11 protein-coding genes and 1 other annotated feature are annotated in these 15,835 nt (G+C 40.3%); of the genes, 3 read left to right on the top strand and 8 right to left on the bottom strand.

What is annotated here, in order from left to right:
* Positions 1-34 precede the first annotated feature (34 nt).
* Positions 35-258, top strand: a binding site (T-box leader).
* 75 nt (positions 259-333) lie between these two features.
* Complete coding sequence (locus ACYH0L_RS16195; RefSeq protein ID WP_230030684.1) at positions 334-1,683, top strand: amino acid permease; 1,350 nt, start codon at positions 334-336, stop codon at positions 1,681-1,683.
* A gap of 48 nt (positions 1,684-1,731) precedes the next feature.
* Here the strand turns inward: ACYH0L_RS16195 and ACYH0L_RS16190 are convergent, their stop codons facing one another.
* The 8 genes from ACYH0L_RS16190 to ACYH0L_RS16155 form a co-directional block, all read right to left on the bottom strand.
* Positions 1,732-2,724 (bottom strand): glycosyltransferase family 2 protein, encoded by a 993-nt coding sequence (locus ACYH0L_RS16190; protein WP_099726361.1) that lies wholly within the window; start codon positions 2,722-2,724, stop codon positions 1,732-1,734.
* Complete coding sequence (locus ACYH0L_RS16185; RefSeq protein ID WP_482354154.1) at positions 2,724-4,889, bottom strand: ArnT family glycosyltransferase; 2,166 nt, start codon at positions 4,887-4,889, stop codon at positions 2,724-2,726. Before ACYH0L_RS16185 ends, ACYH0L_RS16190 begins: the two co-directional genes overlap by 1 nt.
* A gap of 213 nt (positions 4,890-5,102) precedes the next feature.
* Positions 5,103-6,518: a HAMP domain-containing sensor histidine kinase gene (locus ACYH0L_RS16180; protein WP_099726359.1), complete on the bottom strand. Its 1,416-nt coding sequence runs from the start codon at positions 6,516-6,518 to the stop codon at positions 5,103-5,105.
* Positions 6,515-7,201, bottom strand: coding sequence for a response regulator transcription factor (locus ACYH0L_RS16175; RefSeq protein ID WP_099726358.1), 687 nt, complete (start codon positions 7,199-7,201; stop codon positions 6,515-6,517). Before ACYH0L_RS16175 ends, ACYH0L_RS16180 begins: the two co-directional genes overlap by 4 nt.
* Positions 7,198-8,181: a YncE family protein gene (locus ACYH0L_RS16170; RefSeq protein ID WP_249705596.1), complete on the bottom strand. Its 984-nt coding sequence runs from the start codon at positions 8,179-8,181 to the stop codon at positions 7,198-7,200. Before ACYH0L_RS16170 ends, ACYH0L_RS16175 begins: the two co-directional genes overlap by 4 nt.
* Positions 8,182-8,456: 275 nt before the next feature.
* On the bottom strand, positions 8,457-9,791 hold the full coding sequence (locus tag ACYH0L_RS16165) for an MFS transporter (protein ID WP_230030687.1): 1,335 nt from the start codon (positions 9,789-9,791) through the stop codon (positions 8,457-8,459).
* 40 nt (positions 9,792-9,831) lie between these two features.
* Positions 9,832-10,404, bottom strand: a complete 573-nt coding sequence (locus ACYH0L_RS16160; protein WP_230030688.1) for a TetR/AcrR family transcriptional regulator — start codon at positions 10,402-10,404, stop codon at positions 9,832-9,834.
* Between the two features lie 90 nt (positions 10,405-10,494).
* A complete protein-coding gene (locus ACYH0L_RS16155; RefSeq protein WP_230030689.1) occupies positions 10,495-13,026 on the bottom strand; it encodes a PEP/pyruvate-binding domain-containing protein in 2,532 nt (843 codons plus the stop codon).
* A 282-nt stretch (positions 13,027-13,308) separates the two neighbouring features.
* Here ACYH0L_RS16155 and ACYH0L_RS16150 point away from each other — a divergent pair, with 282 nt between their 5' ends.
* Complete coding sequence (locus tag ACYH0L_RS16150; protein WP_034318699.1) at positions 13,309-13,554, top strand: CsbA family protein; 246 nt, start codon at positions 13,309-13,311, stop codon at positions 13,552-13,554.
* Positions 13,555-13,846: 292 nt separating this feature from the next.
* Positions 13,847-15,832: an excinuclease ABC subunit UvrB gene (uvrB, locus tag ACYH0L_RS16145; protein ID WP_230030690.1), complete on the top strand. Its 1,986-nt coding sequence runs from the start codon at positions 13,847-13,849 to the stop codon at positions 15,830-15,832.
* The last annotated feature ends 3 nt before the right edge of the window (positions 15,833-15,835 follow it).

Below are 15,835 nucleotides of genomic sequence, written 5' to 3'. Positions count from 1 at the left end.
AAAATAAAATCTTTGATGAATATATAAATTGACTATAAACGTTTTGACTTGAGAATAGTAGATGAACATCCGTTTTTTAAGAGAGCTGCGGGTCGGTGCAACGCAGTAAAACGAATCATTGAACTCGCTCAAAGAGCGGTAAGACTGAATGAATTGTAAGTCTTTACGTGTGACCTCCGTTATCGGGTTTTAAGTTGGATTCAGCTATAGCTGGATCAATAAGAGTGGTAACGCGGTTGCAGGTCAGTCGTCTCTTCAAGGAGATGGCTGGCCTTTTTATATGCTTTTATCCTATATTTATCTGAAGATTCAAATTTAAAGGAGCTATAGAAAATGGAAAAGGAACATGTGCAGTTAAAACGAACAATGACGTCAAGGCATATTATGATGCTTGCGCTTGGCGGTGCAATCGGTGCCGGTCTGTTTAAAGGAAGCAGTTCTGCCATTGATATTGCAGGTCCTGCTGTCATTTTGGCATATATGATTGGTGGTCTTATTTTATTATTTATTATGCAAGGACTTGCCGAAATGACTGTTGCACGACCTGGCGCAAGAACATTCCGTGATTTAATTGAACCTGTGTTAGGAAAATATCCGGCCTATTTCTTAGACTGGATCTATTGGAAAATGTGGGTGCTGAACATTGCAGCAGAAGCCATTGTGTCTGCGATCTTTATTCAGTACTGGTTCCCGCAAATGCCGATTTGGACGCTTGTGTTAATCATTTCACTTGTTGTGACATTGATCAATGTTTGTTCAGTCAAAATGTTTGCTGAGACAGAGTACTGGTTAGCTTCCATTAAAATTGCAGTCATTATTTTATTTATTATCATTGGGGTAACGATGCTGTTTGTCTCATTCGGACAGCATGCAGCACCGGGATTATCCAACTTAACCGACCACGGTGGGTTTTTCCCTAATGGAACTGGCGGCTTAATTGCGGCAATGCTGGTTGTAGTGTATTCCTATGGCGGAACTGAGATGATTGGGGTTACATTAGCGGAAACAAAAAACCCTGAAAAAGTCATCCCAAAGGCCATTCAAAGTACATTTGTACGAATCATCGGTTTCTATGTACTGCCGTTCTTTATCATTGTCAGCTTAATCCCTTGGAATCAAGTGAACAATGAGCAAGTGAGTCCATTCGTCACAGTGTTTGCAACAATTGGCGTGCCGTATGCAAGTGACATCATGAACGGTATCATTTTACTAGCGATCTTGTCTTCTATGAACTCTGGACTGTATGCTTCATCAAGGGTCCTTTATACGCAGGCGATGGATGGGCGTATATGGAGAGGCTTCTCCAAGCTATCAAAACAGCAGGTGCCTGTCAGAGCAATCCTTGTGTGTACATCCACATTGTATGCAGCGGTATTGATTTCTCTTTTTGTGGGAAGTCAAACCTTTAATTATTTGATGGGATCTTTAAGTTATACAGTCTTATTCATCTGGTTTATCATTGCTGTTGGTCATTTGAAATCTCGAAGCGTAGCAGAACCAGGGGGATATCGCGTCAAGCTGTATCCTTTCACAACATGGTTTTCTGTGATTGCGATCATGGCCATTTTTATCGGCGTTGTGTCAGCAACTCCAATTGTACAAACGATGGTCACAATGGGCATTTATCTCATCATTACACTTTCTTTCTTCATCAACAGAAAGCGGTTTGAAACAGCCGCTTAATACAAAAAAGCGTGCTGGACCTTATCAAGAAGGTCTCGCACGCTTTTTTTAATGCTGTTTGTAGTGCTTGAAATGAACAGGGGATTGAACCGGGTGCGGCTTTGCTTGAAGCCCGTAGCTCTCCTTGACGATATAAAGCGGCCGGTCCTTCGCTTCATCGTAGATTCGGCCAATATACTCTCCGATCATTCCCAGCATGAAGAGGATGATGCCGCTAAAGAACAGCTGAATGACAATTAATGAACTCCAGCCAGTAATCGTGCTATTGGTAAAAAGCTTTAAGTACAAAACAAGAAACATAGAAATGAATCCAATAGCAGAAAGGGCAATGCCTGCCACACTGGCTAGTTTTAAAGGTTTATAGGAGAAAGACGTAATTCCGTCCATCGAGAGCTTGAGCATCTTTTTGAGAGGATACTTCGTTTCTCCTGCTAGCCGCTCATCTCGAACGTATTCTACCGCAATTTGTTTGAAGCCGACCCAGCTGACTAAGCCGCGGACAAATGGGTTTTTCTCGCGTATTTTTCTCATTTCATGACACACCTTACGATCCATCAACCTGAAGTCACCTGTGTCGATGGGAATGTCTACTTCGGTGATTTGACGTAGAACCCGATAGAAAAGGGAGGCGGTGTACTTTTTGAAAACCGATTCGCCTTTTCGTTTGGTGCGGACGGCGTAGACCACTTCATAGCCTTCCTTCCATTTTGCGATCATTTCTAATATCAATTCAGGCGGATCTTGTAAATCTGCATCGATCACCACGATGGACTGACCCTTTGCGTAATCCATGCCAGCTGTGATCGCAATTTGATGTCCAAAATTACGAGAAAAATCAATGAGTCTCACATTCGGATCTGTTTGGCAATATCCTTTAATCAGCTCAGCTGTTCGATCCATACTGCCGTCATTGACGAAGAGAAGCTCATATGCTTCTCCCGTCGAATCCATGACGGTTTTGAGCCGCTGATACGATTCATGGATGACAAGTTCTTCATTATAAACTGGGACAACAATCGAATATTGTATGCTTTTTTCCATCAGCCATTTTCCTCCTTTTGATAGATGAATGAATCAACGGATAGTTCGTAAAGGGTGCCACTCTCCATTCCGCCCATTCGTCCATTTGACTGATCAGGTTGTTCAGATTGCTTGCTGTCAGTGCTGCCTGTTTGTTGTTTCGTTTTGGATGTAGAAGTGTTCTGCCATTTAGAAGCAGCCACTTCTTTGCCGTTTTTCTGAATCCAGTTCAGAATGTCTGAGCTTCCGCCTCTCATACCAGAGAGATAGAAGTATTTGATTTTTCCGTCTTTGACGAGCTGTTTAAATTCGCTAAGCGTTAAAATGTTATCGGAGCCACTAAATCCACCTAATGCCATAACCGCTTTCCCTGTCTTAATAATGTAAGGGGAAGCTGTGGTTGCATCTGTTGTACCAAACAGGAAGGCTTCCCCTGTATTGTTTTTCTCAAGGTAGCTGATCAGCTTCTCATTCACCTGGGAACCCATAATGCCACTTGAAGTTGCAAGCTGAGGACCAGCCTCTGGCAGCATGCTGTTTCCTCCATAAAGAAGAGGTGTGCTTGCCCAGAACAGTGGTGCGATCAGCATGCCAAGGATGGCGATGAGAGACGCCAGTTGTTTTAGCTTTTCTTTTCCTTTTATAAAGAGCAGGGCAAGGAAGGATCCAACGCCAATGAGACCGACCGCAATGCTTAATCCAAAACCAATCGTGCTTGTAAAGGTGGATAAGATAAAGACTTCAAATGATGTTGTTACCAAAATAGCAATCGGAAGCAGCCATTTTTTAAAGCCGGTTCCTGTTTGGAATAATTGAGTCATAGAGGCCCAGCCTGCTCCAGCTAATACGGCAATTGGCGGTGCCAGCATGATTAAATAATAGTGGTGGAAAAATCCAGCTACACTGAAAAATCCAGCAACGGGTATAAGCCAAGCTAACCAAAATAGTGTTTCTTTTTGTTTTGTATTGAGACGTCTTCTTTCAAATGCTGTTGAGAGGAAGATACCAATAGCGCCAAAGAGTGCAAATGGAAGCAGCCAGCTGATTTGATCGGACAGTTCAGATTGGAACAGACGTAATGGACCTTTTGTTCCTGTACCAAACATGCCAGAACCATTTCCCATTTTTCCGCCACCACCATTAGGCGGGCCGGCACCATTTCCTCCATCGCCACCAGAAGGCATATCAGGTGGTGTCGTGCCATTTGTACTGCTTGGCGGTCCTTGCATAGACGGCTGTCCCTGACCGGAAGATTGATTTGAGCTGTCTGAGCTGCTTTGATTTCCATTAGATGGCGGCTGAGGCATGGTGGATAAATCATTATCGTTTTGCTGATCACCCTGCTGTGAAGTTGGTTGACTTCCACTCTCACTTGAGCCGCCGCCCATTCCGCCAGACTGTTGACCAGTCAGCCGCTGGAGACCGTTGTAGCCAAAGGCTAGTTCTAATGCAGAATTGGATTGACTTGATCCCATATAAGGGCGATTGTCTTTTGAGGTGAGATCAACGGCTATCGACCACGAAGCAGATACACCTAAAAGAACAATCATTGAAATCATCAGTGAAAGCAATTTTTTCTTCCATGTCGTGCGATAAGCTATGATGTAAAAAAGGATGAGTGCTGGTACGATCATATAAGCTTGCAGCATCTTTGTATTAAATCCGACGCCGATCATTGCAAATGAAGCGATCGCCCAAAGCACTTTTTGCTGTTTCACAGCCTTGAACATCATTCCTGTTGCTAGTAAAAGGATAAAAACAAGTAAGCTGTCAATGTTATTTGTACGAGATACAGCGACTGCGATTGGTGTACAAGCCATAATGAGTGCAGCCAGTCTTGCAGCGGCCTGACCAAATGTAGGTTTGACAAGACGGTAGATTAAATAAACAGATCCAATGCCAGCCAAAGCTTGAGGCAAAATCACACTCCATCCATGTAAACCAAAAATTTTGGCACTGATCGTTTGCAGCCAGAAGGTGAGCGGTGGTTTATCCACCGTGACATACCCTGCTGGATCAAATGAAGCAAAGAAGAAATTATGCCAACTTTGCATCATACTTGTGACAGCGGCAGTATAATACGCATTCACCGTATCATCTTTCCAAATGTGATAAATGTTTAAGATGGCAGATAAGATCAATATGAAAAATAAATAAATATCAAATTTCTGAAAACGTCTGATCAAAAGCATGTCACTCCTTTTTCTTAACTTGAAAAAAGTGTAACAAGCAAATATGAATAAATTGTTAATAAAAAAAGACCAATTCTTTATGTTTTAGTGGAATAAAAACAGCTCTTGTTGAAAAGAACTGTTCAAGTTGTATACATATGCTATTGATACTGATCTATAAGAGAAAGGAGAGGTTCCAAATGAGAGTATGACAAGATCTGTGATTTGTTATTGAGTAGGCAAGCTCTCATTGAATGAAGCATTAGGCAGCTGAATGATGGCTGTTGTTCCGAGTCCGGGCTTAGATTGAATAATGAATATGCCATGATGTTTTTTGATAATTTGATAGACAATAGCTAGTCCAAGCCCAGAGCCGCCATCCTTTCTCGTACGTGCTTTATTTACTCGATAAAATCGCTCGGAAACATGCGGTAGATCTTCTTTTGGAATGCCATTGCCTTCGTCCGTCACTCTCAATTCAGCCGTGTTTTGCTGAACATGTAATTCAATCGAAATTGACTTCCCAGATGGAGTGTAATGAATGGCATTGTCCAGTAAATTACGGACCACTTGTTGTAGGCGATCGCTATCACCATAAACAATACAATCCTCTTCAAGTGTCCGTTTGAGAGAAATGCCTTTTTGATTAGCGATGATTGCCATTTGATCAAGAACATCATGGATAAGCTGTGCAAAGACGATTGGCTCCGTCGTTAGTGGATAAGAATCCCCCTCTAACTGCGCAAGGTCTAAAAGATCGTGAACAAGCCGGCTTAAACGTGTGGCTTCATCTTGGATGATTTGCATTCCTTTTTTTTGATCAATGACGCCCTCTTCAATTCCTTCTGCATATCCTTTCATATAACTTAAAGGAGTCCTAAGTTCGTGAGACACATTCGCAAGAAATTCTCTGCGGTGCTGTTCAACCTTTTCGAGGGTAGAAGACAGTTTATTAAAGGAACGGCTAAGCTGATTTAACTCATCCCCTTTTTTAGTCACAGCCATGCGTTTTGAAAAATCACCAGATTCCATTTCCATTGCAATTTCTTTCATTTTATTAATCGTCCGCACGACTTTATTGGAACTCTTATATCCGATAAAGAAAATCAGCAGAAGGATAAATAAAATGGATACGCCAAGTGTCAATCTGATTTGGACAAATGGCTCATAAACATCGGATAAGGGCATCGAGAGAAAAATTGTCCCCGATAGATCATCTTTGTTTGAGAAAACAGGGATGGCGATACCGAGAATATCTTGATGAAACTGTGGATGTTCTCTAATTAACACGACGGTTTCCCCTTGAAGAAGCTTTTGGCGTTCCTTGAACGTGATGAGGTTATCATTGGTGTTCGTATCAAAAGGGATACCACTTGAAAGCTCCATTGGGTCATCTGTGAAAATAATGTTCGCCTCACTTGAGCCATTTGCCCATTCGATTCTATTGGTAAAATACGTGTCTTTACCGTGTTTGTGATAGATTTCTGCCAGCTTCTTTCCTTGTAAACTTAAGGAGTCAATTTGTTTATCAATATATAAGTGCTGATATAAATAATAGGTAAGTGCGAGGGCTGAGGCTGCAACAATTCCGGTAACTGCAAGGATTAAGAAGAGTACTTTCTTTTTAATGGATAATGGCTTCATTCGTCCTCCTCAAATTTATAGCCGACACCCCAAACGGTTTTAATGTGCCGTTCCGCTCCCTTTAATTTCAGTCGTAGCGTTTTAATATGTGTATCGACTGTTCTTAAAGAACCACTGGTTGAGTGTGATTCCCACAATTTTTGATAGAGTTGTTCACGGGAAAACACGTGGCTTTGATTAAGCAGAAGAAACATGAGTAAATCAAATTCTCTTCTTGTTAAATTAATGGGCTCTTGATGGAGGTAGACTTGTCTGCCATCTTGATCTATCTCCAAGTCGCCGATCTGCATTCGGCTGCGCTTTAGCGAAAGACCCCTAATTCGTCTTAAGGTCGTTTCAATTCTTGCTGCAAGCTCACGCAGACTGAAGGGCTTCATGATGTAGTCATCTGCTCCAATTTCAAGCCCTCTAATTCGATCCTCCTCATAACTTCTAGCTGTTAAAAATAATATGGGGATTTGGGATGTTTGCCTGATACGCTGGCAGACTTCGAATCCATCCATATCAGGCATCATGATATCCAATACAACAAGGTCAACGGGTTCCTTTTCAAGCTGACGTAAGGCATCCATTCCATTATTTGAAGTGATAATATGAAAGCCTTGTTTTTGCAAAAAGGAGCCGATTAACTCAAGCATATCTAACTCATCATCTACTATTAAAATATGCATCTGTTCTTTCATTTTTTTTCCTCCAACACGATAGCATAAGGCCCTGATGGGACATTCAGTCGATTTTTCATCATAAATGTATGTTTATCGATGACTGATACTGAATTGTCATCTAAGTTACTTACATATATTGATGCGGTATCGGCGGTGATATAATTCGGATTTTGACCGGTTTCAACAGAAGCAAGCTGCTTATTCGTCTCTGTATCTACTTTGTATAGCGTATGGTCTCCATGACATAGTACATATAAAGTAGAGGAATCTTTCTCTGAGAAAAATGCAACTGGCATGACGCCTAGTTTGATTTCGCGCTGCTTTTTACCTGTTTTAGGGTCGTAAGCAAAAATGCTTTTATTTAAGGTGCCAGGTTTACCGTGTCCGCCAATCCAAATGGAATGTCCATCAAAATGAATGCCAGAAGGCCTTTCTAGTACAGAAATCGTACGTGTATTTTTTTCTTTTTCAATATCTATGACTGAAACTGTATGACTTTCTGCATTTAAAACAAACAAAGTTCCTGAAGAAGAAAGCGCCATAGAAGAGGGTGATTTTCCGGTCTTCACAGTGGCTTTTATTTTTTTGCTCTGTGTATCAATAAAATAAACGACATTCTTCTTTGAATCCGCTACAAGTAAGGTGTGAGAAGCTGCATCATATGTAAGTGAAGTCAGCCCTTTATTCACGTCCATATAATCTGTTGCTGTTCCTTTTTTTAAATTGATTTCTATAAGGGATTGTTCTTCTTTACTTGTCGCAATGATGACGTCTTTGTTGATTTGAATGAGATCAGTGAGTGGATGTTTTAAATCAACGGAAGAGACAATTTTATTCTTTTGTAAATCAACAATTGAAAAGGAGGCTTTTTTTAATTGAGAAATCACAGCGACAGATTGCGCGCTGCCAGGTGGCGTAAATTGCTGGTCTTTTCCGCAGCCTGACAGGAAAATCAGTAGAGCTGACAAACAGATCAAATAATATTTCAAACGTTCCATCCTTCCGCTCCTTTGCGTCCTCTATTTTCAAAAAGCATACCACAAAAATTGTGAAAAAAAATCGAAGTTATTATTGCTGGAAGATATGAAAAAAAGCTTTTAGATGGGGAAGTGGGACAATTTTCAGCTGAAATCCCTTTTTCGTCTAATCATATGACATTTTTCTATCTATAAAAGATGATTTTCACGGTTTGATTATCATGATCTTTATAGCTTACAGTGATACAAATATCAAAACTCCCCCGCCCTAAATGAACATAGAGCGAAGGGAGTCATTAGGCAGAATGTCCCGATGATGGAGAGGTGGATTTTGTTTTTACGCGTTGAGATAAAAGGAAACCAAGGATACCCGCGCCCATTAATACAATAAATAGAGCTTGAAAACCACTTATGATACCAATCAATGTAGACGATATGATACTCCCAAAATATCGAAAGGTAGAGAATATACCAGATGCCGAACCAGATAAGTTTTGATCAACGGATGTTAAAGAAGCCATCTGCATACTGGTCATACCAATTCCTGATGAAATTCCACCTGCGACTAATGTGATAATGAGAAGTGGTAAACTTGGGTAACTGCTTAGTGTGATAAGCATGATGCCTGATAAAGTAAGGCAGAGAAATGAAAATCGAATCATTTTTTTTGCGCCTTTTATCGGATGGAGCTTTGCTCCGAGCAAGCCGCTAATAGACATACAAAGTGAAAAGACAGAAAGAATAATACCGCTATGTGTGTGAGAAAGTGCAAGTTGTTGTTCCATAAACAGCGGCATAATGAGAAGAATGGCGTACATGACAAAATTGCTTAGCATGATAGAAAGATTAGCATTTGTAAAAGAACTGTTTTTAAATAGAGACAAATCGATGATCGGATTCTTTACTTTCCGTACATGTTTAAAAAATAAAGGAATCACGCTCAATGCTAGAATCCCATAGACCAAGTATTCAGTTAATAATTGGCTTTTTGTGCACAGAATGAGTGTGGTAATCCCAATGGTTAAGTACAATGAACCGATGATGTCTACACTTGCTTGTAAGCGAATATGCTTCATTTTCGGAATGAGTAAAACACCGGTAACAAGTGTAAGGAACAAAAATGGGATATTTACTAAGAATATAGAATGCCAATCAAAACTCTGAATGAGAATCGAGCCAATAAAAGGCCCAAGTGCGGCACCAATTCCTGCTCCAAAACCAAAGAACCCCATTGTTTTAGACAGTTTTTCAGGTGATACCGTTGAACGAATTAACGCAATGCTGTTCGGTGTTAAAATAGCTCCACCTGCTGCTTGGATTGATCGAAAGGTGATGAGAAAAGCAAGATTAGGTGCGAAAGCACATCCAATGGAGCCAATTAAAAAGAGTGTCACACCGACTAAATACATGTTGCGGTGGCCGTATATATCTCCTAGCTTACCAGCGATAGGTTGAGTAACCGCCATGACAATAAGATAAATTGTGACAACCCAAGTAATGTTTGAAATGGATTGATCGTAATAAGTTGATATGGATGATAGAGCGACTGCGATCATGGTTGAGTTGACCGGAACTAAAATAGCACCAAGTAACAAAGAATAGATGATCAAGTTCTCTTTTTTTAACTTCAATGTGTATACCACCTTTTGTAAAAAAGAAGAATTTCACCCTTTAAGCGGGAGAAATTCCTCTCATGAAAATGTGTGTGCATGTCTCGATAAAGTCTTCTTTCTGTGTTAAAACGAGCTGTAAGTCTTGTTCTAGCTGTTGAATGAAAAAACCGAAATACGTACTAATGAAAATGTCTGCATAGATTTCTTCATTTCCTTTTAATACATGATGCTGAGCACCCATCGTTTTGAAATATTGTGTCAGCATTTCCCTCAGTTCTTGAGGATAAAGTTTTTCATGATCTGTTATATCCTTAAACATAGTGGGTTCTCTCATGCTGATATAGATAAATTCTTTTTTTGAAGTCAAATCTTCAAGGAAATAGTTGCCTAGAAATTTTAAATCAGTGTATAGATCTCCTTTGAATTCTGCTTCTAGCGTTTTAGTTGGTGTTGATTTCATTTTCATAATGGCAGCAATGACGCCGCGTTTGTTTTTAAAGTTACGAAAAATGGTCGCTTCACTCACATTCGCTTTTGTCGCAATTTCTTTTGTTGTTGTTTTTTGATAGCCCTTTTCAGACAATAAGTCCATCGTTGCGCGAATGATTCGTTGATTTGTTGATTTTAACAAGCATACTCACCTCAGGTTATGAATGTGTTTGCAACAAAGTAAGTATACCGATAAAATCCATGACCGCCAATATGATCCGAAATGATAGGGTTATGCCCGTGAATGCTGCTTTAATAACTGAATACGTCCATTCGCACCATCTACTGTCACAAGGTCACCTGTTTGGAGTTTTTCAGTGGCTATTCTTGTACCTAGAACAGCAGGCATCATATACTCTCTAGCGATAATAGCGGAATGTGACAAAATGCCTCCAGAATCGGTGATTACTGCTTTTGCGTCTCTAAATAAGCTGGTCCATAAAGGTGTGGTTGTTTTGCAAACTAAAATGTCATCCTTTTGAAATTGTGAAAATTCATCAGCGCATGTAATGATTCTTACTCTTCCGGAAACAATGCCGCTAGACGCTCCAATTCCATGGATCACATCGTCTGTGTTGTTTTCATTTTCTCTTAATGAACCGAGCATTCTTTCCACTTGCTCCAATTCAGCCTCAGATGGAGTGCCTGTATAAGCTGGTGGTTGAATGGCTTCATTTTCTTTCATTTCAATTTTTCTTTGCTGTATGACCGAATCGTATGTGATAGAAGTTGTGAGCGCTTTGTGTACTTCTTCATCGTAGAGATACCATAGATCTTCTTGATGAGGAATGGCTCCTTTTTGTGCAAGGAGTTCACCAATTTTTAATAGATATAGTCTAGCTTTTGCATCTAACATGGCATCAATGTAGAAGTGATGATCATCTCGAATATTGGCTGCCTGAAGGGCAAAGTGATAAAGTGTTTCAAATTTAGTCTTAAAAGACTCATCCTTCACTTCACTCATAAATTGCTCATAAGTCTCACGTCTTTTGATCACTGCTTGTGCAAATTCTTCATCAAAATCACATTGGTACTGAATGTTATTTCTGATGATGTCTAAGACAAATTCAGGGTTCTCTACCCATGTCTCTTCTGTAAGGTCATGACTTTTAACAGATCGCCAGCCATAGATTTGGAGAAATTCCTCCATCTTCGAAATGAAGTGTTTTCCTTTATCCGTGTGATTAAGTGCATATAATAGTTCTGGATTCGCTTCATGATTTGTAAATGCTTGAAGAAGTTCTTTATCTTGAAGGACATCCTTTGCTAGATCAGATAGCTTCTGGTCTGTTTCAAGAGATTTGTTCATCACGCCTATCATCATCTCATGTAACAAGACGACTTGTTTTTGATCACCGGTATACGTTACAAGCATGTCTTCAATCATAGCAGATAGAATGACTTGTGGTATGACGATATCAAAATGATCCTCGTACGCTTGTATATAAAATAACTTTAATTCTTCGAAGCCAATGATTGCTTCTTCAATGGTCATAGGCTCGTTCATTTGACGATCGAGTTTTTCGTAAAATGGAAAGAAGTTTTGCTCTAGAATTTCATACATACGTTCACTCAAATGGGGAAATAACTCAAATATGCTCTCGTCAAAAACTGGTGCAGTTCCTGTTCCCGCTTCAGGCATAGACGGTGCAGAATACAGGTGACCTCTATAGAGCTTGATATCTTTGATGTTGAGATCAGGTACTTGATACTTTTCTCCATTTTTCTTCATCCCGCTTTTTAAAGCAGGTATGATCAAGCTTGAGAAAAGAGGACTTGTTGGGCCGGGCATATGATCGTCCATTGAAATCCAGAAATCCTGCAGCTCTTCTGGCTGAATTTGAAAAGAAGCACCTGCTGCTTCATTTGCTGTTTTTGGTAGAGAAGCGGTAATCGGTCTTGCTTGAAGCAAATAAAAAGTACCATTTGATATTCCGAATTCGATATCTACTCCATGTCCGTAAAGTGCTTCTACTTGTTTGGTGATTTGCGTAATTTCTTCCAATTGATCATCATGCAGGCAAAACTGGCCAGCCATTTCCTTACATACTGGCTGTTCAATGACGCCCTCTTGATAAGGAACAATTAGTAGTTCTTTAGTCCCTAGTGATTTTTCAATAGAAAACGTCTCTTTGTCTACAATAAACGTGTCTGGTGTCACAAGACCAGACACGATGGCTTCTCCTAGTCCGTAGCTTGCTGTCATCATGATTTCATTTGTTTTTCCCGATACCGGATTCTCACTAAAGATGACACCGGAAACGTCAGAATGGATCAATCCTTGAACGACGACAGCCATGAGCGGCATCTCTTCCTCGTTTTCATCCATCTCTTTCTTATATTCTGTGACTCTTGCTGCAAAATAAGAAGCCCAGCATTCTTTGACAGCCTGCAAAAATTCTTCATTTGTCTTGATATTTAAATAGGTTTCGTACTGTCCTGCAAATGAGGCACCGTCGAGATCTTCAGCAACAGAAGAGGATCGAACAGCAACTGAGGGATATGCCTTCAGCAATGATTGAAAGGACGAAAGTAACTCTGCTTCCATTTGTGAAGGAAACGAAGCTTTTTTGATTTTTTGTGCAAGGTTTTGCTCAGTTGAATGCAGGTTGTGATATGAAAGAAAGCTTGCAAAGCTGTTGGTTTTAATAATAAATCCATCTGGGACTGGCAGGCCGTGATTGTTTAATTTGATCAAATTCACGCCTTTTGCCCCTGCGAGTGATGCGGATTCTTCAGCCGCATGAAATAACACTGAATACATGGGAATGCCCCCTTATCCAAATAGCCAATGGTTTGTTTGTCTCTCTATTTTTCAAAATGATAGTGCGCACTATCATTTTAATCATAGGTTTTATTGGATGTTACTGTCAAAGACGTAAAGACCTATCTTTACAAAGGGGACGTTCTCACTAATTTTCTTCTATATCTATAACAAAAGTCTCCAAACGTGAAGAAAAAAAGGTGAAATCGAAAACTGTGAATTGTTCAATATGCCAATCTTTACTATAATCAAGGGAGTAGACCATGAAGAGGGAGGGTTTTTTTGATTACAAAAGCCATATTTGCACTTGTTTTTCCTTTCCTGCTCGTTATTTTATTTTCAAAGGTTACTTATAATCATTATGTGGGCATTGCATTAACAGCAGCGCTTTTATTTGCCTCGTACATGAAAGGCTATACAGAAACCTACTTTATCGTAGGATTAGATATTATTTCTTTAGTAGCTGGGGCATTGTTTATGGCTAAGAAAGAAATTGAAAAAAGAGAGAAGGCTGAAAAACATCATTGATGTGATCGTGATAGGCCGAAGGGTAACGTTTTTTATACATGAGCTGTGCTTACGATTTCTAGTGAGTGCAGCTTTCTTTTTTGTGATGTTTTTCTGCTCATCGAATATCCCGCTCCAAAATGTTCCATACTGAAAGGAAGGTTTCTTTAGAGGGTTATTTGCTATGGGAGAGAGGGTATGGCTGTATTGGAAATAAAAATCAAGTGATACACGAACTTTAGTTCGTATTTTTGTGTTCTTTTATGATAATATATTCATTAGATAGATTTCGTAACGAAACGGAGGCTTTGATGTGAGTGACCGCTTTGAATTAGTTTCTAACTATCAGCCCCAAGGAGATCAGCCAAAGGCGATTGAAAAGCTCGTGGAGGGGATCCATCAGGGGAAACAGCATCAAACGCTGTTAGGTGCTACAGGTACGGGAAAGACCTTTACTGTATCAAACCTGATCAAAGAAGTGAACAAACCGACACTTGTCATTGCGCATAATAAGACACTTGCCGGTCAGCTATACAGCGAGTTCAAGGAATTCTTTCCGAATAATGCTGTCGAATATTTTGTGAGTTACTATGATTATTACCAGCCAGAGGCGTATGTGCCTCAGACTGATACATTTATTGAAAAGGATGCCAGCATCAATGATGAGATAGATAAATTGAGACACTCCGCCACATCCTCGTTATTTGAGCGGAGAGATGTCATCATCATTGCTAGTGTATCCTGTATTTATGGCTTAGGTTCGCCTGAGGAATACCGAGAGCTTGTACTGTCTTTGCGCACTGAAATGGAGATTGAACGCAATCAGCTTCTTCGTAAGCTGGTGGATATTCAGTATTCTCGTAATGATATAGATTTTCAGCGCGGAACCTTCCGAGTACGGGGCGACGTCGTTGAAATTTTTCCTGCTTCACGAGATGAGCATTGTATCAGAGTGGAGTTTTTCGGTGATGAAATTGAACGTATTCGTGAAGTGGATGCACTGACTGGAGAAATTCTCGGTGATCGTGAGCATGTCGCTATTTTCCCAGCATCCCACTTCGTCACAAGAGAAGAAAAAATGGAAAAAGCGATTATCAATATTGAACAAGAGCTTGAGGAACAGCTGGAAAAGCTTCGTGAAAACGGCAAATTGCTTGAAGCGCAGCGTCTTGAGCAACGGACAAGATATGACCTTGAGATGATGAGGGAGATGGGCTTTTGTTCAGGAATCGAGAACTATTCAAGACATTTGACCTTGCGTCCTCCTGGTTCAACACCTTACACACTGCTTGATTATTTCCCGGATGATTTTATGATTGTTGTTGATGAGTCACACGTGACCATCCCGCAAATCCGAGCAATGTACAACGGGGACCAAGCAAGAAAACAAGTGTTGGTTGATCACGGATTCCGTCTGCCATCAGCACTTGATAATAGACCGCTCACCTTTGATGAGTTTGAAAAGCATATCAATCATATTGTACATGTATCCGCAACGCCAGGGCCGTACGAACTTGAGAAAACGCCAGAGGTCGTGGAACAAATTATCCGCCCAACTGGTTTACTGGATCCGATCATTGAAGTCCGTCCGATTGAAGGACAAATCGATGATTTAATTGGAGAAATTCATACAAGAATGGAGAAAAATGAGCGTGTGCTTGTGACCACTTTGACGAAAAAAATGTCTGAGGATCTCACAGATTATCTAAAAGAAATTGGGATCAAGGTCAATTATCTGCATTCAGAAATTAAGACTCTTGAGCGGATTGAGATTATTCGTGATTTACGCCTCGGCAAATATGATGTACTTGTTGGAATCAACCTTCTTCGTGAAGGGCTCGATATTCCAGAGGTGTCGCTCGTGGCTATTTTAGATGCGGATAAAGAAGGCTTTTTACGCTCTGAAAGATCCCTCATCCAGACGATAGGCCGTGCAGCGAGAAATTCAGAAGGCCGGGTCATTATGTATGCAGACAAAATGACGAAATCAATGGACATTGCGATTCAAGAAACGAAGCGAAGACGAGAACAGCAAGAAGCATATAACGAGAAATTTGAGATTACCCCGCAAACGATTCATAAGAAAATCCGAGATGTCATTAAGGCAACAAAGATACATGAGGAATCGGAAGAATATGAAACAAAAGCAGCACCAAAGCTGTCGAAAATGAGCAAAAAAGAACGAGAAAAAGTGATCGAAAAAGTCGAGATCGAAATGAAAGAAGCAGCAAAAGCGCTTGATTTTGAAAAAGCAGCAGAATTAAGAGATCTATTGCTAGAGCTAAAAGCGGAAGGATGATTG

Source organism: Bacillus sp. MC1252 (genome assembly GCF_056838025.1).
The sequence above is the reverse complement of the archived record's forward strand: the minus strand, read 5'-3'. Positions and strand labels throughout refer to the sequence as shown.